General features: G+C 55.0%; 14 protein-coding genes, 1 pseudogene and 1 riboswitch. Of the genes and pseudogenes, 3 read left to right on the forward strand and 12 right to left on the reverse strand.

Annotation, left to right across the window (positions count from 1 at the left end; translation table 11 throughout):
• Positions 1-364 precede the first annotated feature (364 nt).
• The 10 genes and pseudogenes from ACESLM_RS05455 to ACESLM_RS05500 form a co-directional block, all read right to left on the reverse strand.
• Positions 365-1,564: a glycoside hydrolase family 130 protein gene (locus tag ACESLM_RS05455; protein ID WP_372630429.1), complete on the reverse strand. Its 1,200-nt coding sequence runs from the start codon at positions 1,562-1,564 to the stop codon at positions 365-367.
• A 124-nt stretch (positions 1,565-1,688) separates the two neighbouring features.
• Positions 1,689-2,888 carry an AGE family epimerase/isomerase gene (locus tag ACESLM_RS05460; protein ID WP_372630454.1) on the reverse strand — a complete coding sequence of 400 codons (1,200 nt, stop codon included), beginning with the start codon at positions 2,886-2,888 and terminating at the stop codon, positions 1,689-1,691.
• 36 nt (positions 2,889-2,924) lie between these two features.
• A pseudogene (locus ACESLM_RS05465) lies at positions 2,925-3,848 on the reverse strand (glycoside hydrolase family 113); the annotation flags it as partial.
• A gap of 163 nt (positions 3,849-4,011) precedes the next feature.
• Positions 4,012-5,085 carry a LacI family DNA-binding transcriptional regulator gene (locus tag ACESLM_RS05470; RefSeq protein ID WP_372630431.1) on the reverse strand — a complete coding sequence of 358 codons (1,074 nt, stop codon included), beginning with the start codon at positions 5,083-5,085 and terminating at the stop codon, positions 4,012-4,014.
• A gap of 90 nt (positions 5,086-5,175) precedes the next feature.
• Positions 5,176-6,006 (reverse strand): carbohydrate ABC transporter permease, encoded by an 831-nt coding sequence (locus tag ACESLM_RS05475; protein WP_372630433.1) that lies wholly within the window; start codon positions 6,004-6,006, stop codon positions 5,176-5,178.
• Positions 6,007-6,008: 2 nt separating this feature from the next.
• A complete protein-coding gene (locus tag ACESLM_RS05480; protein ID WP_372630435.1) occupies positions 6,009-6,887 on the reverse strand; it encodes a carbohydrate ABC transporter permease in 879 nt (292 codons plus the stop codon).
• 152 nt (positions 6,888-7,039) lie between these two features.
• Positions 7,040-8,506, reverse strand: a complete 1,467-nt coding sequence (locus tag ACESLM_RS05485; RefSeq protein ID WP_372630437.1) for a response regulator — start codon at positions 8,504-8,506, stop codon at positions 7,040-7,042.
• A 98-nt stretch (positions 8,507-8,604) separates the two neighbouring features.
• Positions 8,605-10,509, reverse strand: coding sequence for a sensor histidine kinase (locus tag ACESLM_RS05490; protein ID WP_372630439.1), 1,905 nt, complete (start codon positions 10,507-10,509; stop codon positions 8,605-8,607).
• Positions 10,510-10,670: 161 nt separating this feature from the next.
• Complete coding sequence (locus tag ACESLM_RS05495; RefSeq protein WP_372630441.1) at positions 10,671-15,443, reverse strand: GLUG motif-containing protein; 4,773 nt, start codon at positions 15,441-15,443, stop codon at positions 10,671-10,673.
• Positions 15,444-16,054: 611 nt separating this feature from the next.
• The gene (locus ACESLM_RS05500; RefSeq protein ID WP_372630443.1) at positions 16,055-17,005 is read right to left on the reverse strand and encodes a tyrosine-type recombinase/integrase; all 951 of its coding nucleotides are present in this window, start codon (positions 17,003-17,005) and stop codon (positions 16,055-16,057) included.
• Positions 17,006-17,109: 104 nt separating this feature from the next.
• Here ACESLM_RS05500 and ACESLM_RS05505 point away from each other — a divergent pair, with 104 nt between their 5' ends.
• From ACESLM_RS05505 to ACESLM_RS05515, 3 genes are all read left to right on the forward strand, one after another.
• On the forward strand, positions 17,110-17,691 hold the full coding sequence (locus tag ACESLM_RS05505; RefSeq protein ID WP_372630445.1) for an HD-GYP domain-containing protein: 582 nt from the start codon (positions 17,110-17,112) through the stop codon (positions 17,689-17,691).
• Between the two features lie 29 nt (positions 17,692-17,720).
• Positions 17,721-18,845 carry an HD-GYP domain-containing protein gene (locus tag ACESLM_RS05510; protein ID WP_372630446.1) on the forward strand — a complete coding sequence of 375 codons (1,125 nt, stop codon included), beginning with the start codon at positions 17,721-17,723 and terminating at the stop codon, positions 18,843-18,845.
• Positions 18,846-18,924: 79 nt separating this feature from the next.
• A riboswitch (cyclic di-GMP riboswitch) is annotated at positions 18,925-19,015 on the reverse strand.
• Positions 19,016-19,174: 159 nt separating this feature from the next.
• Positions 19,175-19,282 (forward strand): putative holin-like toxin, encoded by a 108-nt coding sequence (locus ACESLM_RS05515; RefSeq protein ID WP_372630448.1) that lies wholly within the window; start codon positions 19,175-19,177, stop codon positions 19,280-19,282.
• Positions 19,283-19,413: 131 nt separating this feature from the next.
• Here ACESLM_RS05515 and ACESLM_RS05520 read toward each other — a convergent pair whose 3' ends face one another.
• Together ACESLM_RS05520 and ACESLM_RS05525 are read right to left on the reverse strand one after the other, a co-directional pair.
• Positions 19,414-19,794 (reverse strand): VWA domain-containing protein, encoded by a 381-nt coding sequence (locus ACESLM_RS05520; protein ID WP_372630450.1) that lies wholly within the window; start codon positions 19,792-19,794, stop codon positions 19,414-19,416.
• 77 nt (positions 19,795-19,871) lie between these two features.
• On the reverse strand, positions 19,872-20,141 hold the full coding sequence (locus ACESLM_RS05525; protein ID WP_372630452.1) for a VWA domain-containing protein: 270 nt from the start codon (positions 20,139-20,141) through the stop codon (positions 19,872-19,874).
• Positions 20,142-20,340 lie beyond the last annotated feature (199 nt).

A 20,340-nucleotide genomic window follows, 5' to 3' on the forward strand; every position in this document is an offset into this window, starting at 1 on the left:
CACTCGAAATGGTTTTGCGGCGGTCCGTCCGGCTAAGGTCGTCCGGCCCGCATTGTTATCGCTTACATGTCCTAATTATAAGCGCTTTCCACTCAATGGAAATGTACTCTATTTGTTTTTATTGTCGCACTTTATGCTAACAAATGACTAAAATAGGGTGACAAATGCGGATGGGGGACACAAGCTCGTAGGGGCGGGCTTGTTGGGCGAGTCTGCGGAACAACGGCGGCAATACGCACGTAGGACGGGCTTGTTGGGCGAACCTGCGAGACTTTGGGCTCGGACACCTTCAGACGAGAAAGCCCCCTCCATCGGACGAGGTCCGCGAAGGGGGCGCTCCGTTTCCCGCGGGAAACGGATAAGATCAGCGATTCAGAAACGCATATTCCGGGCGCTTCATCTGTTCCAGATTACGGGCGATCAGTTCGGAGCGCTGCTCGACGCAAGCGCGGGAGCGAAGCGGATCGGAAGGCGTATTGACGCAGTAGTCGACAAGCCGCTCGACCGACGTCTCCGCGACGTGGCAGCGAGTGTCGGAGGACGCGTAATAAATGTAGACTTTGCCGTCGTCGTCGGCAATGACGCCGTTGCAGAAGATGACGTTCGACACGTCGCCGACGCGTTCGATTCCTTCCGGAGCGATCAGATGTCCGCCCGGCGCGTAAGTGACTTTGTCCGGCGCCGCCAGATCCGTCATAAACGCGTAGACGACATAGCGCAGTCCGGCCGCCGTATTGCGCACGCCGTGGGCGATGTGCAGCCAGCCCCGATCCGTTCTGATCGGCGCCGGTCCTTGCCCGTTCTTCACTTCCTTGATCGTATGGTACGCTTTCGAGTCGACAATCGTCTCGCGGTCGATGACCGCCGGATTCATGCTATCGGACAAGCCCCAGCCGATGCCCCCGCCGGCTCCCGTATCGATGAAACCGTCCTGCGGGCGCGTATAGAATGCGTATTTGCCGTTCACGAACTCCGGATGAAGCACGACGTTGCGCTGCTGCGGGGACGGCGTCTTCAAGTCGGGCAGCCGCTCCCACGACTTCAGATCCTTCGTGCGAACGATGCCGCCCTGAGCGACCGCGCTCGACGTGTCGCCCTTCGGAGCGTCCGGATCTTTGCGCTCGGTGCAGAACAGGCCGTAGATCCAGCCGTCTTCATGCCGCACGAGCCGCATGTCGTACACGTTGATGTCCGGATCTTCCGTCTCCGGAAGCAGCACCGGGTAATCCCGAAACCGGAAGCCCTCCGTCGGCCGGTCGCTCTCCGCGACGGCGAAAAACGATTTGCGGTCGGCGCCTTCCACCCGCGCCATCAGCACATACTTGCCGTTCAGCTTGATCGCGCCCGGATTAAAAGCGGCATTGACGCCAATGCGCTCCAGAAACAGCGGGTTCGTCTCCGGATTCAGATCGTATCGCCAATGGATAGGCGCGTGCGCGGCCGTCAGCACCGGCAGCTCGTACCTCGTATAGACGCCGTTGCTTGCCGCCGGGCGGTTCTCGCGCTGAATCAGCGATTCGCATTCGGCCGCCGCCTTTTTCAGCCTGGACATAAATTCACTCATGATTCCGATTCCCTCCTTATGAGAACTGCTATTTCTTCACGCGACAGAAGCTGAAGCCTGGAATGGGATGCCCCTTCCGATAGAGCTGATCTGCGACGCGTCCCTGACCTTTGATTCCACTTCTTTAAAGCACGCGCTCCAGCCGCTCCAGCGCTTCCATGCAGGCTCGGGCGTTGTGGTACGGACATTTCCACGGACCGGCTTTGTCGTGGCCCGGCACCGGCTCGCCCGTCCGCGTTACCTGCCAATGCCATTCGCCATGCTCGCCGTCCCGGATAAAGCTGCGAATGAACGCCCAGCTCGCATTCGCCGCATCGAGATACTTCCGTTCCCCCGACAACTGGCAGGCGTTCAGGAATCCGACCATCGCTTCGGCTTGCGGCCACCAGTCCTTCGAGTCGTCGAGACGTCCGTCTCCGTGCAGTTCGTTAAACACGCCTCCGTCTTGATCCACGCCTTGCTCCAGCGCTGCCCGGGCCATTTCGAGCGCTTCCCGCCGGACCCGCTCCGTCCGCAGCGGATCGCCGAGCACGTCCGCGGCTTCGCACAGCAGCCAGCTTCCTTCAATGTCGTGCCCGTACGAGACGTCTCCCGACTTCGAAACCCACTCATCGTCGAAAAAGAGCCGGAAATGGTGCGTACCCGCATCCACGATTTTGTCCAGATGGACGTCGATCAGCTCCGCCAGCTTGACGCGCAGCCCCTCCGGCTTCCATACCCGATACAGGTTCGTGTACGCTTCCAGCACGTGCAGATGCGTGTTCATCGACTTGCGCTCGTTCAAGTCCTTGCCGCTGAGCGACAGGTCGGCCGTCTCCGTCCAATCCCGCGCGAGCGCTTCGACATAGCCGAGGCGAACCGGATCGTAGGCATGCTTCTCCAGCAGCCGGTACAGCTCTTCGGCCCGCACGAGCGCTTTGTCCGCGCCGGTCGCCCGACAGTATTCGGCTAATGCGTAGATCGCGAACGCCTGGCCGTACACCTGCTTCTTGTCCTGCGTCGGCGAGCCGCTGGCGTCGATCATCCAGAACAGGCCGCCGTGCAACGGATCGGCGAACCGTTCCAGCGCCTCGTAGGCGCGTTCCGCCATCTCCAGATAGACCGGCTCTCCGTACATCCGGTAAGCCGACGCGAACGTCCACAGAATGCGCGCGTTCAGCACGAGCCCTTTGTCCGCATCGGCGACGATCGTCATGTCGTCGCGAATCTCGCCGACGAAGCCGCCGTGCTTGTCGTCTTGGGCGTGACGAATCCAGAATCCAAGAATGTTGCTCTTCAGCTCCTGCTCCAGCTCCGACCGCCACCGTTCGCGCTCCGCGGCCATCTCAGCCTGATCCTCGCGAAGCGGCTCGTCCGAACAATAATCCCGCACGATCGTTTCCGCCAGCTTGCCGTATATGCAGTAGTCGTCATTGCCGGAAGCGTCCGCCGCATCGTACAGCCTGGCCGGCCAATCCCACAGCATGAAGCCCTGCACCCACGGGCGCTGACGGCATGCGGAGAACATCGCTTCGTAATAACGCGCCTGCTCTTCCCCGGACGGAGCGCCGGGCAGCGACCAGACGTTCGGCTTCAAGCTGGAGCCAACGCGGCTCGGACAGCCCGCCTCCATGAAGAAAAACGGTTTGCCGTGCTTGCGGACGACCGCCTCGATCCGATCCAACTGCGCTTCCCATTCTCCGATCGGGTAATAGCCGCTGGAGGAGATGACGTCGACCGTGTCCCACCACGCCAGCCGCTCCTCCTGGTACTTATCGCAGTTGTACGTGACGATGCCGCCGTACAGGGCGCGCACGTCGGCGATCAGCTTCCGCCACTGCGCTTCCCTCGCATCGGCTTGCACCATCTCGCAACCGACGCACAGCATTTCGCAGCCCTCTTCCTCGGCTATTCGCGCATAATGCGCGATGAACTCGCCGTACGACGCGAACCACTCGGCCCAGCTCGGCTCCCCCGGTACCTCATCGGCGAAAAAACCGATATGCGCGCGCCAGGTTCCGTCCGCGCAGTTAACGACCGGCTTTAAGCAGACTTTGAGCCCCAGCGCCTTGGCTCTCCGGATGGCGGCGCGCACCTCGTCGTCCGTGACGGTAGGCTCGTCGCTGAAATGGATCTTCGTCGACTGTGCCGTATCTTGAAGCGCGCCCAGCGCAAGGGCAACCCAGTTTACTCCGAGCTCCTTCATCCGTTCCATCGAGAACTCGGCTTCCGGTCCCGTCCATGTCCCGCGCACGCCCGTCCAGCCCCAGGTCATTCCGTTGATCGTCTCGTTCCAGGCGGACATTCGATCGGCTCCTCCTTTGTTAGGCAATATTAATTTGTTAGCTAAATGTTTCTTTATTTATAATAACAAAACAATAAATTTAGATCAATTACCGCATAAAAAATAACCTTGGAAGGCGCAAACCAACCAAGGTTATCCACATTACGATTCGCCGCTCGTTTCCTCATTCCATTCGCGACACCGGAGCAAGCCCCGTCGACTGGCGCAGCACGAAATCTCCCGACAGCAGTATTTTTTCCTTCGGCCCGTCCGGGTGATCGATCCGCCACAGCAAGGTGTCCACCGCTCGCCGGCCGAGCGCTTCTTTGTTGACATGGATCGTGCTCAGCGACGGATCGGAGAGCGCCGCTTCCTCGATGTTGTCGAAACCCGCCACCGAGCAGTCGTCCGGCACGCGAACGCCCGCTTTCGCCAGCGCGGTCATGACGCAGAAAGCCAGGGAATCGTTGGCGCAGACGAACGCCGTCGGCAGCGAACCGGAAGCCTTCATCTCCGCTGCGATAACGCCCAAGCGCTCCGTCAGCTCCGTCCGATTCTCTCCTTCCAGCTCCAGTAGCGCCGGATTCTGATTAAGCGGCACGCCTTGCTCCTCCAGCATCGAACGGAACCCGAGCCATCGATCGAAGAAGCTGCGGGCGTAACGAACGCTGCCGACGAACTGGAAGGACCGATGCCCGTTGCCGAGCAAATAATTCGTCAGCCTGCGCTCGCATTCGTAGTTGTTCATGAACAGGGCATCCGAAGGGATAAGCGCGTCCTCATGGTCGACGAGCACGAACGGAATGCCCAAATTGCGAACCTCGAGCAGCAGTTGGTTGGAGATCAGCCCGACGCCGACCAGGCCGAGCACACCGTCCGGATTGATCAGCTTCGCGAAGTTGTCGGTAATATGTTCGGTGACGATCATCATTCCGAGCCGCCGCTCCTCCAGCGCGCCCGCAATGCCGTCGATAATTCTGCCCCAATACAGCGACTGGCGGTTTTGCTCCCGTACGTTCGGGATGAGCACGATAACCGTATCTTTATCTCCGGTCCGTTCCGTCTTGTCCGACTGCGTCTTCAGAGCAGCCGTCTTGGCCCGCTTCTGCGAGAAGTAGCCGAGCTGCGTCGCCGCCTGGATGATTTTCTCCCTCGTATCCCGGCTGACTCCGGACTTCCCGGACAGCGCCTTGGACACGGCGAACTTCGATACGCCGATATGATCGGCAATGTGCTGCATCGTAACTTTGCTGGACATTCGTCTGTTCACATCGCTTTCGAACAATGTGCAGTCATAACAAATTCATTTTTGTTATCATAACACAACTTTGTTCGTTAGCGAAGCTCGTTACTTGACCGCCCCGTTCGTCACGCCGGAGAAAATATAACGCTGCATGAGCAGGAATACGATTACGGTCGGAATAAAGATCAGCAGAATACCCGCCGAGATGACGTTCAGCTGCGCCGCGTTCGGACCGACGAAATCGTAGATGGCGGTGGAAACGACTTTCAGCTTCCGCGAAGGCATGTAGAGGAACGGAATGTAGAAGTCGTTGTAGATCGAGATCGTCTTCAGTATAATGAGCGTCGCGGTAGCCGGTCCGAGCAGAGGGAAGATGATCGACCGGAAAATGTTGAAATACGACGCCCCTTCGATCATCGCGCTCTCGTCCAGATCGCGAGGCACGCTTTTGATGAATTGCATGTAGATCGTAATTTGCAGCACGTCCGCTCCGATATACAGCAATATCGGCGCCCAGATCGTGTTGTACGCTCCGATCGCCTGAACGACGCCGAACGTGGCCACTTGCGTCGTGACGAGCGGAATGACCTGAATGAACAAGTACAATCCGAATATCGGCTTGCGGAGCGCAAAGTCGAACCTGCTCAGGCAGTACGCGACCATCGTTCCGATCAGCACGTTGCCGGCCAGCGAGAACAGCAGCACGACCGCGATATTTTGAAAGCCGAGCCCAAGCCGCCCGATCTCGAACACCCGAGCGAAGTTGTCAAAGTTCAGCCAGTCTGCCGGGAAAGCAAGACCCGACTGGTAATATTCCACCTGTGTCTTGAACGCGCCGACGACGACCGAATAGATCGGAAACAGCACGATCAGAACGGCTATCGAGAGCGACACGTACTTCAACGTCCGAACGACGGCGGATTCGTTGCGCCTCATGATCAGTCCGCCCCCTTGAACACGAATTTGCGCTGGACGAAGATGATGAGCATGACGATGAACAGCAGCAGTACGGCCATCGCCGACGCTTTGCCAAAGTTCTGATACTTGAACGCCGTATCGACCGTCTCGATGACGAAAGTGGACGTTCCGTTCGCTCCGAGCATGATGATGTACGGGATATCGAACGCCTCCAGCGCGCCGGTCAGCGTCAGGATAAGCATCAGCTCGATCACGCGCCGTATGCTGGGCAGCGTAATGAACCGGAAGCTTTGCCACCCGGAGGCGCCGTCGATGCTCGCGGCTTCGTACAGGTCTTCGGAGATCGACTGCAGGGCCCCGATGAAAATGACCATGGACAGGCCGAAATATTTCCACATCGAGATGAACGCGAGCGAAAAGTTGACGATGTCCGGATTGCCGAGCCACGCCTGCTGCCACGACCCGAGCCCGATCGCCTCCAGCACGACGTTCAGCGAACCGTATTCCGCGTGATACAGGTTTTTGAACATGATCGCCGTCGCCACGCTGTGCAGCACGTACGGCAAAAACAGCAGCACCCGGAAAACGTATCTCCCTCTCAGCTTTCCGTTCAGCAGGACGGCAAAGTAAAGCGCGACTGCCGTCTGGACGAGCCCGCCGATGAAGTAGTAGGCGTTGGCGCGAAAGGCCCGGAACACTTCCGAGTTGGAGAAAATATCCCTGTAATTCGCCAGTCCGATAAACTTCTGATCGAACCCTACCCCGTCCCAATCGGTGAGGCTGAAATAAAACAGCGCCGCGGCGGGATACAGCGAGAAAGCCGCCATCAGCGCCAGCGGGAGGGTTAGAAACCCGAACAGGATGAGGTATTTCTGCGTTTTGTAGCTTAGGTTGAACATAGGCTTTCCTGCCCCTTTCCGATGTCGACCGCGGATGCACGATCCTGAGGAAACGATTTCAATTCCCATCATTATAAAATGAAACGTTCAACCGTTTAAGGGAATACGTTTGTTTTCCTTGTCTTATTTTGGGATAATTTTCACCTAACTCTTCATCTAGCTCTGTCCCGAAACTCTTTGGGCGTGCTGCCGGTCGCTTTTTTGAACGCTTTATTGAAGTAAGCCGGGTCCGTGTAACCGACGAGTTCTCCGACCTCGTATGTCTTAAGTGACGGACGCTCGCGAAGAAGCACCTTCGCACGCTCCATCCGCACGAAGATGAGATAATCGGTAATCGTCTCCCCCGTCTCTGTCTTGAACAGCTTGCTCAAATAACTCGGCGTGAGAAACACCGCCTCCGCGATTTTGCACAGCTCGATTTCCTCGGCATAACGTTTGGCGATATACGCTTTGACCGTCTCGACGACGCGGCTTTCCTGCCGCTGCTCGCGCAGCCGGCGGAACTTCTCGTGAACGGCGGCGAAGAAAGCGGCCGCGCACGCTTGCCGGTCCGCGTAACGGCGCGGATCGAAGGCCTCCTTCTCGCCAAGCAGCGCGAAGACGCCCTCGCAGCCTTCCCGCAGATCTTCCCAGGACGGATAAGCCCGCATCCACTCTCCCCACCATCCGACCAGCGCCTCATGCACGCCGTCCCAGTCCGATATCAACAATGCCGCCCGGCTCGCGCGATCGAACAGAACGAACGGATGGACGGACGGCTCGGACGCTTTCTCCAGATGCAGAAAATCGGCGAACTCGTGTCGGCCCGGTGCGAACCAGGCGCGATGCAGCGCCGCTTCCGCCTGTTCGGCCGCCTTCGGCAGCCAGATCGGTCCGCGGAACGGCTCGCTGGCGCCGACGCGCACATGGCGCAGTACGGACATTCGCTGCATCAGCGTCTGCCCTTGCTCGCGGATCGTATCGTAATGGTCGGTCAGCCGAATCGAGACGATGACCGTCGTTCCGCCGCCGAACTCGAGCGCCGTCCACGGGCGACCGACAACGTCCAGCGCGCCGCGCAGTTCCTTGAGAGGCGCGACTGGCTCCGTCCTCACGCGCACGACCGCGTAAGCTTCGCGAAACAGCGGATGGTCCTGCAGCTTCTTCGCCGCTTCTTCCCGGAACTGTCCGGGCACCGCCTCTTCATCCGGCACGAGCAGCAGCCGGAGCCGTTTCTCGAAATCGGCCGCGCTGCGTTCCGCTTCCTCCTCGATCGCCGCATGCATGCGCGCGAGCATCTCGGACAGTTCCTGCGGATCGACCGGCTTGAGCAAATAATCTTCCACGCCATAGCGCATCGCCTGTTTGGCAAACGCGAAGTCGTCGAACCCGCTGATGACCGCGCATTTTATCCCGGGAAACGCTCTGCGCAGCTTGTCGATCAGTTCGAGACCGCTCATGCCCGGCATTTTGATGTCCGTTATGACGAGCTCCGGCAAGATGCCCGCTTCGATCTTCTCGAACAAATCCGCCGCTCCCGAGCATACGGCTGCCACTTCGTACCGCTCCCCCGCTTGTTCGATCAACTTCGCAAGCCCGCCGCGAATTCGTTCCTCGTCGTCTACGACCGCGATTTTCATAACGTCTTCCCCTTTCTATATAGGTTGAACCAATGAATAGAAAGCCCATTGCATTCCGAAAGGGATGGCTTTGCCGGCTGACGTATCTTTGGTTCAGCTTATACAGCCGCTGCAGGAAATCTTACCGTTACGAACGTCCCCGCTCCCGGCTCCGCATCCACCTGTAAGCCGTACTTCTCCCCATAGCGCAGCTTAAGCCGTTCGTGCACATTGCGCAGCCCGATGCCGCGGGGATCGTCCTCTTCGCCGGCGGCGGACAGACGGCTCCATTGCGGCTCCTCCAGCTTGCGCTTCAACTGCTGCAGCGCTTCCCGGCTCATGCCCGCGCCGTTATCGGAGATCGTGAACCGATGCTCCTGCCCGTCCCGCTCGTAGCGGATGCTAATATGCATCATCGGCTTGCCATCCTCCAGTCCGTGGTACACCGAATTTTCGACGATCGGCTGAAAAAGCAGCTTCATGACCGGCAGATCGCCGTCGAACGGCTCTGCCGGCAGCCTCAGAGCAAACCGGTTGCCGTAACGATAGTTCAGCAGCTCGACGTAGAGCTTTAGATGCTCCAGTTCCTTCGCCGCGGGGACCGTCTCCATGCCGCCGCCGATGCTGTATCTCAGCAGCTTGCCGAGCAGACGCGTCATATCGCTCACCTCCGTATCGTCGTTCATAACCGCGGTCATCCGGATCGATTCGAGCGTGTTGTAGATAAAATGCGGATTGATCTGATTTTGCAGCGCCTTGAGCTCCGCTTCCTTGTTTCGCTGACCGGCCTCGTAGACGTCGTCGATCAGCGTCCGGACGCGAAGCAGCATCCGGTTAAACGCGCTTCCGACCAGTCCGGTCTCGTCCGGTCGGCGAACCGGGAACGTCACGTCCAGATTGCCGGACTGCACGACCTTCATCAGCCGCACAAGCGAGCGCAGCGGCCGCGTCACCGCGATGATGAGCACTAGCGAGATGAGCAGCGCGAGCAGCACCGCCGCCAGCGTCGTCGCAAGCGTCAGATTGCGCGTCTGAACGGCGCCGGCCATCAGCTCGCGCTCGGGCACCGTGATGATCATTTTCCACCCTGTCTCTTCCGACCGCTTGTAGATCGTCAGCATCCGCCGTCCCTCGACGACGGCATGAAAGCTTCCTTCCGGGCCGGACGCCTGCTCCAGCAGCTCCGCGTGCGGATACGACTGGGTCAAATACTTCTTTTCGCTGTCGAAAATGACCCGTCCCCGTTCATCGACGATCAGCGTCGTTCCGAGCGTCGTCTTGTCCAGATCGCGCACGATGTTTTCGATAACCGTAATGTTCGCGTCGACCGCGATCATGCCGATCGACTCAAAGGAGGTGTCGATGATCTCCCTCACAACGGTGAACACGTACCGCCCGTTGTTCGGCCTTCCCGACACTTCCTGCGTGCTGACGAGAATCGGATAGCCGTGCCCCTCTCTCGCCAGCTCCTTCCACTGGGGGTACATCTGCGCGAGATCGCCCCTCACTCCGCCCGATTTGAGCGCGAAATACGAGTGTCCGTACCGGTCGAACAAATAAACGGAATTCGTCCCTTGCTTGATGTTGTTCATGAAGTAAATGCTGCTCTCCGCTTCCCGCTGAATCTCAAGCCTTAGCAGCTCTTCTTCCGGCAAAATGCTATCGGGGACGGTCCGAACGGCCGACTCCTGTCCCTCGGACTGTTCCGTCTCGTCGCGCTGCTCGTAAAAAGCGTTCGAACGCTTCAGTCCGGTGCGGATCTCGTCCAAATACGAAGGAATGATCGATATTTTTTTCATATCCTGAATGTAGTCGTCCAGCTTCGAAATCATCGCATCGGACAATTCGGATACGTAACTGACCGTGTTCGACTCGATCGAATCGGCATAGCGTTCGGCGGATATGTATCCGATCAACCCTACCGGCAGCAGCACGAGAAACAAAAAGACGATGAACAGCTTCCGTTCCATCCGTCTGGCCGGCCACTCGAACAGCTTGGCGAGCGCTCTGACAATCGTCGGCATAGGCGCACTCCTGTCCGCGAATGTTTTTTTCGTTTCTATCATAGCATAACTTTATGCTAACAAATGATAGATTTCGAGTCTCACGCTGCTTGTATTCGATTGATATAAACGAAAAAAAGTCGTCCCAAAGTCCGTTTTACGGACCGAAGGACGACTCTTGCTTATCTTATCCTATTTTCTCCACCTTCAGCTCTGTGTGTGAAGAAATGATCTCGGGCTGCTTCCTCTACCTCATGGAATGCCCAATGTGTCTTGCTCACATCTGTAAATGTAGGTGTGCTTACCTCATATAATGGACCTCGGTCAAACATGCGGTTCATCGCTTTGACGGCTTCGGCGCGCGTTAGATTTCCATTCGGGCGGAACATTCCATCCTCATAGCCATTCAGAATTCCCGCTTGCTTATTCGCCGCAATCTCCAATGCTGCCCAGTGGCCCGTGATGTCCGTGAATGCCGTATTGCTTTCTTCCTCGGTTACTAACCTAAATTGTTTGTATCGCGCTACGATTGCCGCCATTTCCGCGCGTGTGATCGCTGCATTCGGGTGAAACGCCCCTGCAGCATCCCCTCTCATCAACCCTTGCCGCTTCACATATTCAATCGCTCCTGCCGCCCAATGAGAGGCTGATACATCAGAGAATGGGGCTGCTGCCGCTTTTTTCGAATCATCAACCCCCAGATTTCTGACGATCATCGCTGCGATTTCTGCGCGTGTCACGGTATTACCCGGCTTGAATGTTCCGTCTTCATACCCTCGAATATACGCTTTATGGAAATTAACTTTAATCTCTTCATTTTCCATATGAAGAATCGTGAACGTACTAAATTTGCTCACCTCAAACTCGATCCCTGGCAAACCGTTCTTGTATTCTACGATTTTTCCTTTTACTAGCCGCTTTTCCCCATCACTGTGCTCAATGAAGACGTTGAGTTCATCTAGGAATGCTGCACGCTCCGCCGGATTCGATGGGAGCGGAACATCACGCAAAGGTAATATAAGGGTAACCGGTCGATTGGGCATGTTCGTTTCAATCGTCATAGGTCTTGCAACGACAGTTACCTTGGCATCCTTTGCCGCTTCTCTAACTACCCGTTCCGATCTTGCACGATTCTCAACTTCTTGTCGCTGCGATTTTTCCTTCAGCGGAATGACACGGAAGTATAAATCCTCTTCAACAGTATCCATGGATCGATACGGGATTAGAAGTCTTATATTTTCTGTGAATATTTCAAGGCTCACATTTTTATTAAACCATTCTCTTATTGCTTCTCTTAGTACTTTAACATCAACTTGAGCGACTCTGTCCTCTTCGTCCGGAATCCGGATGCGAGCCGTCGTTTGACCCGCTTCTGCAATACGCTGCGCCGCTTCTCTCGCTCGATCGGGCGTTAATGTGACTTCATCTCTTACTCTGCCGCTTGGCTCGGTAATACGGGTAATTTGCGTTTGCATGACCGTTGTAGCTGAGCCTACGTCCCCTGTTTCTACCGGTACATGGATGATCTGGGTGGCCGGCTGATCGGATGAGGATGAATCCTCACTTGGTCTTGTAATGTCTATCGTATACCTTTTCGTCTTTGTTCCATCATAGGACGTGACGACCACATCGATCGTATTTCGTCCCGCATGCAGCGGGACAGATGTTGCAACACCGCTTATTGCGCTTATCCCGTTCACTTCCAGACTTACGCCCCCGCTTGCTGCCGTGGCTGTTACATCTACGCTGTTTGCCGATCTTCTTACGCTAGCCCGATAGTTGACCGTATCTGTTGCGAACGCCGGGCTTAATGTTCCCTCACTCAGCGTCAAGCCGCTTAAATTGGCATTAACCACCCATTTCAAATAGGGATACCGTTCATTCTCTTCGATCTCCCAGATGTTAGCGAAGTCCCAGCCGACAAAAGTCGCTTGCTGCTTCATCTCGGCTGTAGACTTACCGTAGGATTCCTTGCTTCCAGCACTTGTTGTTTGGAGTGTCGTCTCTTTATCCCAGTAGGAATTCGTGACTCTGCCGCCCTTCCTTTGACTAACTAAACCGCCGACATAACCAATACCGATCACCTTGCCGATTGCATAGGAATTGCTAATCTTTCCGTCATTAGCGCCAACCAAACCGCCCGTATAACCATTAGAAGCGATGACATCGCCGCTTGCATAGGAATCGCTAATACTTCCGTCGCTTACTCCAACCAAGCCGCCTAGAAAATCGGCTCCCTCCACTTTACTGCTCGCATAGGACTGGTCAATTTTTCCCGAGTTGGCACCCGCTAAACCGCCTAGAAAATCACTGCCAGTTATCAAGCCGCTCGCATGGGAGTAACTGATATTGCCATAGTTATATCCGACCAAGACGCCGGAATTGCCGGAACCGCTGGGATTACTAGGATCACTAGGATTACTAGGATCACTAAGATTACTATAGATTTCCACCTTGCCGTTCACAGAGGAGTAACTTATGCTTCCGTGATTATAACCAACCAAGCCGCCGACACGCAGTTGAGCAGCTACAGTTACGTCCTCTAGTTTTACGTTAGAAATTTTGCTCGCAGCGCCCGTGTAGCCAAACAAACCGACAAAGTCTCCGCTAGGACGATCAATATACAGACCTGTGATCTTAAACCCCTTGCCATCCAGTGCGCCGTTAAACGGACTAGACGTTGTACCGATCGGTTCCCAGCCTTCTCCTGTGTTATACGGCAACACGTCAAGGTTAATATTAGCGCCAAGTTTGAAATGCGCATTCAGATGATCGCGTATTTGATTGAAATGAGCAGCGGTTTTAATAACGAATGGATCTTCCGCCGTACCCGAACCTGTCCAAGACGATCCCGCGCCTTCGCGATCCGCTTTCAAATAGGGATAGCTTCCACCCTCGTCTATCGCCCAGATATTGTCGAAATCCCAACCGACAAACGTCGTTTGTTGCTTCATTTCAACGGTAATCTTCCCGTATTCCTCGCTGCTTCCGGCACTTGTTGTCTGGCTTGTCATCTCTTTATCCCAGTAAGAAGCGGTGACGGTTCCACTCCCATTTTCACCCGCTAAGCCTCCGACATCGCCATGGCCTGTTACCTTGCCAACCGCATAGGAGTTGCTGATGCTTCCGCGATCATTAGAACCGACCAAACCGCCTGCATGACCGTTAGAAGCGATGACATCGCCGCTTGCATAGGAATCGCTAATGTTTCCATCGTTTGCTCCAACCAAGCCGCCTACAAAATTAGCGCCTTTCACTTGACTTCTCGCATAGGATTGACTAATGTTCCCTGCATTCGCACCGGCTAAGCCGCCTACAAATTCATTGCCCGTTACCTCGCCGCTCACATAGACATGGCTTACCGCTCCGTCGTTCTTACCGGCCAAACCGCCGACATTTAGTTGACCTGTTACCTCCGTATTTTCAAGCCTTATATTCGAAATTTCAGCCCCGTTGCCGATGACGCCAAACAGACCGACCTCATTTTGACTAGGACGATTCATATACAGCCCTGTAATTTTATACCCTTTGCCGTCCATTATGCCGATAAACGGGCTATCCGTTGTGCCAATCGGTTCCCAGCCTTCTCCCGCACCGTATTCCAAGCTAAGATCGATATCCCCGCCAAGCGCAAAATGGGCATCCGGATAATTACGCACTCCATTTAATTGAGCAGCCGATGTAATCAGGTATGGATTATTCTCCGTTCCATGGCCTTCCCCCTCCCATGGAGGCGGCGCTACGACATTTGCTTCCCATTTCAATCGAGGGTAACCGCTTCGGCCTATCGCCCATGCTTCATCAAAGTCCCAGTTATCTGCAAAGGTAGCTTGCTTCTGCAATTGTTCTGTCGTCTTTCCTTCTCCGGCTGCGCTTTGATTTTGTCCGGAGGCCTGTATATCCCAGTAGGAATTCGTAACCTCTCCAGCATTTTTGGAACCGACCAACCCGCCTGTTCGGCTACTGCCTGTCACCTCTCCACTCGCATAGGAATTGCTAATATGTCCGCCGGAACTTTCACCGACCAAGCCGCCTACCTTATCAAGACCTGTCACCTTGCCGCTCGCATAACTATTACTAACGACTTGTAAATTATAACCTACCAAGCCGCCTACTTTGTTAGCGCCGTTTACTTCTCCGCTCGCGTAAGAGTAGCTAATACCTCCTACATTTTGACCGACTAAACCACCGACTTCATCATTACCTGTCACTTTACCGCTTGCATGGGAATTGTTAATGGTTCCATTGCTAGAATTCCACCCTACCAAACCGCCGACACTTTCAACACTACCAATTATGTTGCCGCTCGCATGGGAGTCTTTAATACTCCCTTCGTTATCCCCTATCAGCCCACCGACCGAATAATCTCCTGTCACCTTGCCGCTCACAGATGAGTTGTCAATACTCCCTCCGCTATTCCAGCCTACCAAACCGCCGACAGCAGCATAGCCTGTCACATCTACGTGCTCCAGCTTAACATTAGATATCACAGCCTCGTTGCTAATGACCCCAAACAATCCTACATCCCCTGCAGCAGGACGGTTAATATACAACCCCGCAATCTCGAATCCATTCCCGTCCAACGTACCGTTAAACGACGGAATCGGCTCCCAGCCTTCCCCTTCGTTGTATGGCGGTACATCAAGATTAATATCGGCACCAAGTTTGAAGTGTGCATTCGGATGCTCGCGCATTTGATTTAAATGAGCGGCGGTTGTAATCACATATGGATCGTCCGCGGTTCCTTCACCACTCCAAAGCGTTGTATCGCTCATTGTGATTCCTAACGGCTGTGAAAGGTCTCCATAAACGGCAGAAGTTATCGATGGAGTATCATCCCCGGCCAAAGGCGAATCATCCGCTCTAACTATGGATATCGGCAGCATCGCAAACAATAACGTCGTTATAATGAGTAGGCTAATCTTTTTTTGTATCCTGCGTTGTTTTAACATCATTGTCCTTCCTCCGTAAACATATTTTTCAACATGGAACCTCCATTCTTGCCAGTATACGCTGTCGGATGTTGCAAAACTGTGACAAACCGTTCGACAAAAATCGGCCGCTGCAGCAGTTGCCTCAGCCGGACGTTCGCCTGTTCAAAAATTGATCAGCTCGTTGCCTTACTATTCAATGTAGGAAAGCATTCTATCGAACAGAATCATTCAGTAGGGGATTGAGATAGAAGCGGAAAAGAGAGGATCGACGAATGGGTAGAAGCAAGCTCCCGTATCTCCGTCTTTGCGAAATGCGGGGATGCACGAATAGACACTACGCCAAAGGGCAGTGCAGGCTGCATTATTTTCGTTCCTGGCGCATCAAGAATCGTTCGGCGAGCGCTTGCGACGAACAGGAAGCTTCGGCAAAAATTCGTTTGATCGCGAGCTCGGCGGAAATCGCGCACAAAAAAGCCGACGGGTTCGCTCCGCCGGCTTCGTCGCCTTCCTATGAGCCGATGTATGAAGACCGGCGAATAGGGTATGATAATCATGTCGAACAATAGTGATTGTTCGACATTTTTTTGCTTGATTATCCCTTCTTTGTTACTCATTATAAACGACCGAATCTTTCATAACAATACATTTTTCAACACGCCGTGCATGCTTTCGGCCACGAAATCCGGAGCGGCTTTCTTCATCAGTTCAACCGTGTGCAGATAGCGCTGCGTCGTATTGATCTGCACATGGCCCAGCGTCTGCTGCACCTGTTGAAGCGATGCGCCGTTCAGCAGCGCCATGGTCGCATTCGTATGCCGAAGCCAATGCGGCGTCACCGGCTTGGAAATCCCGCACTCCCTGCTCGCCCTGTTAACGATGCGCTCTACTTGACGGGACGTAATCGGAAAAACCCGGCCTTGCCGGTTCACAGCAGAACCGCCGTGCAGCTTCAGCCGGATGGAAGGGTCGTTATGCAGCTTCCATAACGCCTCCGGCATTTTCACCTGCCTCGTCTTGCCTCCCTTGCCGTCCGCGACGGTCAGCCACGCGCCGCTCTCCAGCGGGTCCGTAACCACATCGCCCCATCTCATCTGCACCAGCTCCGATACCCTCAGTCCCAGTATAACCATATAAAGAACCATCATCCATTCCCGTACGCTCTTGGCGCTCAGATAGGTCAGCAATTCGGTCAGCTCGCGCTGGGTCAGAAAATGATGCCCGCTTGTTACCCGCACCTTGGGCAACCGGATGGACGAGGCGGGATTATGCGAGAACAACGCGATATTGGCGTCGCTCCCCCATCTGTAAAACGAGCGCAGCGGCGCGATTAAGCTGGCGATGGTCGAAGCGTTCAGCGGTTTGTTCCCGGACGTTCCCCGCATCAAGGAAGATTTGTATCGCTCCAGATCGTGCCAAGTGGCTTCGCCCAGAGGGGTTGCCCCGATGAACGATCGAAAACGGCGAAGCGCCCGTTCGTAATTACGGATCGTATTCGGCCGATGATACCCGGCCAGGAAGCTCTGGATCATCTGCTCTTCGTCCAAAACAGCCGCTCCGTTCGAGAGCTTGCGTTCCGCATTCATGTCATTGGCTCCTTTCTATCGGTGAACTTCGAACAATCACTATTGTTCGACCTCGCTTGTCGGGCGGCTCCGCCGCCATGGAACAGGAAAGGAGGATTTAAAGGATGTCGAACCTGATCCGCTCCGAGCTTCATGCTCTTGGACTGCGGAAAGATCCCGCGACTTTCTCGCACAGCGTGCGGGTAGGCCTGCTGGCTCAAGCCGCCGCCAGGCAGCTCGGTATGCCGGAGGACGAAGAACGGATGTTCACCGCCGCCTGCAGTTTTCACGATATCGGGAAGCTTCTCGTTCCGCAGGAGCTGCTCGTCAAACGACTCCCGCTCGACGAGCAGGAACGGGAGCGAATTCGCGAGCACCCGCTCCTCGGCGTTCGCCTTGTTCGCCGGCTCGGCTGGCGGGACCCGAGAATGATCGCGACCGTGCGCTCCCATCATGAGCGCTGGGACGGAACGGGATATCCGGACGGGCTTAGCGGCGAGAGCATTCCGCCTTGGGCTCGCCTGTGCGCCGTCTTCGATTCCTTCGACGCCATGGTCCAGACCCGCTCCTACAATCGGGTCAAGACGGCGGCGGAAGCGTCGGACGAGCTTAGAAAGCAGAGCGGCCTCCAATTCGACCCCGGCTCCGTCGAGCTGTTCTTCTCCATTCCGGAGATCGCGATTGAAAAAATACGGCGTTATCGTTAGGACGCCGAACCGAAAGCAGGTCGAAAACGATGAAACCAACCGCCACTCTCCGTCCGGGACAAACGCTGGCCAAGCCGGTACTGAACAAAAACGGGATGGTCATGCTGGGCGCCGGAACGCAGCTGACCGACAAATATATCGAACGATTGCGGACTCTGGGTATTACAGACATCTATGTCGAGGAAGACGCCTCTTCCAGGACTCAGGGAGCGGAGTCATCGCCCGCCATCGCTTCACACGTCTCCTCTTCGCAGGAGAAACCGAACAGGAAGAGAAACTCCACCGCTTCCAAAAAGGCGGTCGACGAAGCGTTCGCCAGGCTCATCGGCAACCCGCTCATCCGCCAGCAGTTGTCCGTGCCGATGCTCGGCGACCGCTTCGTGCGCATCTATCAGACGCTGTTGGAAGAGTTGTCCGATCATCGCTTCATTAAAGACAGGCTGACCCTGCTTCATATGAAGGACCCGATGCTGTTCGAGCACACGCTCAACGTCGCCACCCTATCGGCAATTATCGGCTTCGCCAAGCAATACTTCATCGAGCCGCTTCACGATCTGATCGTCTCGGCTCTGCTGTTCGACATCGGCATGACCCAGCTTCCCGACGAACTGCTGACCAAGAAAGGTCGGCTGACGGATTACGACCGAGGGCTTATCGAGCGCCATACGGTCGAAGGCTATCAGATGCTTGTCCATCGATCCGACTTGCCCGGAGCCGCCGCGATATGCGCCCTTCAGCACCATGAACGATATGACGGCTCCGGTTATCCGTCGGGACTCAGCCGTTCCAATATTCACGAGTTCGCCCAGATTATCGCCCTTGCCGACACGTACGACGCGCTCGTGTCCCGGCGGCACCATCGCAGCTCCTACACGAAGAGGGACGCCGTCGAATTTCTGCTCGGCTCCGGAGATCGCATGTTCGACTTATCGCTCGTCAAGCTGTTCGTCGGCCACATCTCCATCTATCCGGTCGGAAGCCGCGTCGTTCTGAACAGCGGGCAGACGGCGGTCATCACCTCGGTCGATTCCTCTCTCGTCCAGCGTCCGATCGTCAAAATTATCCGGGAAGGAGACGGAACCCCCGTAATATCCCCCTATGAGATCGATCTGAGGGCGCAGTTCGATCTGGTCATCGTAGACACGGCCCTGTGACCATACAAAAAGACCGTTCCGAAATCAGGAACGGTCTGGTCATGTTGTTCGTAAGCAAGCTGCGGAAGATCCGGTCATTTTCGGCGGCTCAGCTACCATGGGATACAATCTATCCTTTAGGCCTGAAGCTTTGCGCCCCCGTCTTTCGAGCGGGTTTGCCGTTATCGATATGTCCTCGGTCAAATACAGGATCATTATACCTACAAACGTCTTCCTATTCAATACTTTGGTAGGAAGACTTTGGTAGGACAGCAGAAGATGACCCCCGAGCCGCCAAGCTCAAGGGGTCATCTTCTGTTGCGACAATAGCGATTACTCGTTGTGATGCCATGGAGGTTAAAGACGCTTTGACGCTAATGATCAGCTTTGGTGCGCTAATTGTCGCGCTTTTGATGCTGGTTGTTGTTATCGTCAATGCACTTAACCAGAAAAAATAGACCGCCCTCGGACAAAGGATAACGGTCTATTTCTAATCACTTATCCGCAAGCCTACCGCCCTTAAAAGCGGCTGTTGTGGGGACTCGTGTTAGCGCACGACTCCTTATTACATTTATCCAGAATTTGCTTTCTAATTAATGAGTTGATGCTCTCTTGCCGTCTTGATCCAGTCGGGAAACTCCTGAAGCAGCTTGGTGTATAGACTCGTTTCATCCATCTTGGAGATATTGTTAATCTTGAAAAAGTTAGCATTGTCCACGAATCTTCCGCTTAAGTTGTCCAGCTTTTCAAGGAACTGAAATCCGGCACTTCCGATTCCGACAAACTGCCAGAAGATCCCCAACTTCGAAGCAGCTCGAATCGCTTCCTCTGTCTGCGGCTTGTCCTGATTATCCCCGTCTGTAATGAAAATAACGAATACCGGTTCCTCTAGAGGCCCATTGATGGCTGTGGCCTTACGGAAAAAACCCTTTTTCTCCGTCGTATATTTCTTTACGATCCGATTAATCACGCCAGCATATCTCGTCTCAGCCTCAAGAGGATAACTTTTAACGATTTTATTATCCACATACCCGTAGAAATTAGACTCTACCAGTTCTCCGACTTCATAGTCACGCTGCCCAATAGAAAAATGTCGATAGCCTGATTGTCGTCAAACTTAACGCCTAGAGCCAAAAGTTCTTCGACTACCTTTTGAACGGTTCCGTTTTTGAAAGTAGACGCCATTGAACCGGATATATCCAAAGCTAACGCCACTTTCGCCTTCTGATTTCCAAGTCCAAGACTAGACGCAACATCATTTGCCTTTTTCTTAAGTTCAATGAAGTTCTTCTTTGCCAGATCGATACTCAGTGACATGCTCCCACCACTTGCAGAAGTGGGGGCTTCCCAGGACATAACTGCCCACGCAGCTATCCTTACTGGGCGATTCCCGCCAGCCCGGCGGTTCTCTCTTGCGCTATGCAAGGCCTAATATTCTTATCCCTTCGGTCCTTATGTTTCCGGCAGCATTCTCATCCCTTCGATGGGTTGTGCCGCAACCGGCGCACACCCAGAC

The sequence above is a fragment of the Cohnella sp. genome, assembly GCF_041641335.1.
Lineage (GTDB): Bacteria > Bacillota > Bacilli > Paenibacillales > Paenibacillaceae > Cohnella.

What these genes read in the sequence shown, in the direction of transcription:
- ACESLM_RS05455 (WP_372630429.1), bottom strand. Translation starts at nt 1,564, where the DNA reads ATGAGTGAATTTATGTCCAGGCTGAAAAAGGCGGCGGCCGAATGCGAA.
- ACESLM_RS05460 (WP_372630454.1), bottom strand. Translation starts at nt 2,888, where the DNA reads ATGGCCGCGGAGCGCGAACGGTGGCGGTCGGAGCTGGAGCAGGAGCTG.
- ACESLM_RS05470 (WP_372630431.1), bottom strand. Translation starts at nt 5,085, where the DNA reads ATGTCCAGCAAAGTTACGATGCAGCACATTGCCGATCATATCGGCGTA.
- ACESLM_RS05475 (WP_372630433.1), bottom strand. Translation starts at nt 6,006, where the DNA reads ATGAGGCGCAACGAATCCGCCGTCGTTCGGACGTTGAAGTACGTGTCG.
- ACESLM_RS05480 (WP_372630435.1), bottom strand. Translation starts at nt 6,887, where the DNA reads ATGTTCAACCTAAGCTACAAAACGCAGAAATACCTCATCCTGTTCGGG.
- ACESLM_RS05485 (WP_372630437.1), bottom strand. Translation starts at nt 8,506, where the DNA reads ATGAAAATCGCGGTCGTAGACGACGAGGAACGAATTCGCGGCGGGCTT.
- ACESLM_RS05490 (WP_372630439.1), bottom strand. Translation starts at nt 10,509, where the DNA reads ATGCCGACGATTGTCAGAGCGCTCGCCAAGCTGTTCGAGTGGCCGGCC.
- ACESLM_RS05495 (WP_372630441.1), bottom strand. Translation starts at nt 15,443, where the DNA reads ATGATGTTAAAACAACGCAGGATACAAAAAAAGATTAGCCTACTCATT.
- ACESLM_RS05500 (WP_372630443.1), bottom strand. Translation starts at nt 17,005, where the DNA reads ATGAATGCGGAACGCAAGCTCTCGAACGGAGCGGCTGTTTTGGACGAA.
- ACESLM_RS05505 (WP_372630445.1), top strand. Translation starts at nt 17,110, where the DNA reads ATGTCGAACCTGATCCGCTCCGAGCTTCATGCTCTTGGACTGCGGAAA.
- ACESLM_RS05510 (WP_372630446.1), top strand. Translation starts at nt 17,721, where the DNA reads ATGAAACCAACCGCCACTCTCCGTCCGGGACAAACGCTGGCCAAGCCG.
- ACESLM_RS05515 (WP_372630448.1), top strand. Translation starts at nt 19,175, where the DNA reads ATGGAGGTTAAAGACGCTTTGACGCTAATGATCAGCTTTGGTGCGCTA.
- ACESLM_RS05525 (WP_372630452.1), bottom strand. Translation starts at nt 20,141, where the DNA reads ATGTCACTGAGTATCGATCTGGCAAAGAAGAACTTCATTGAACTTAAG.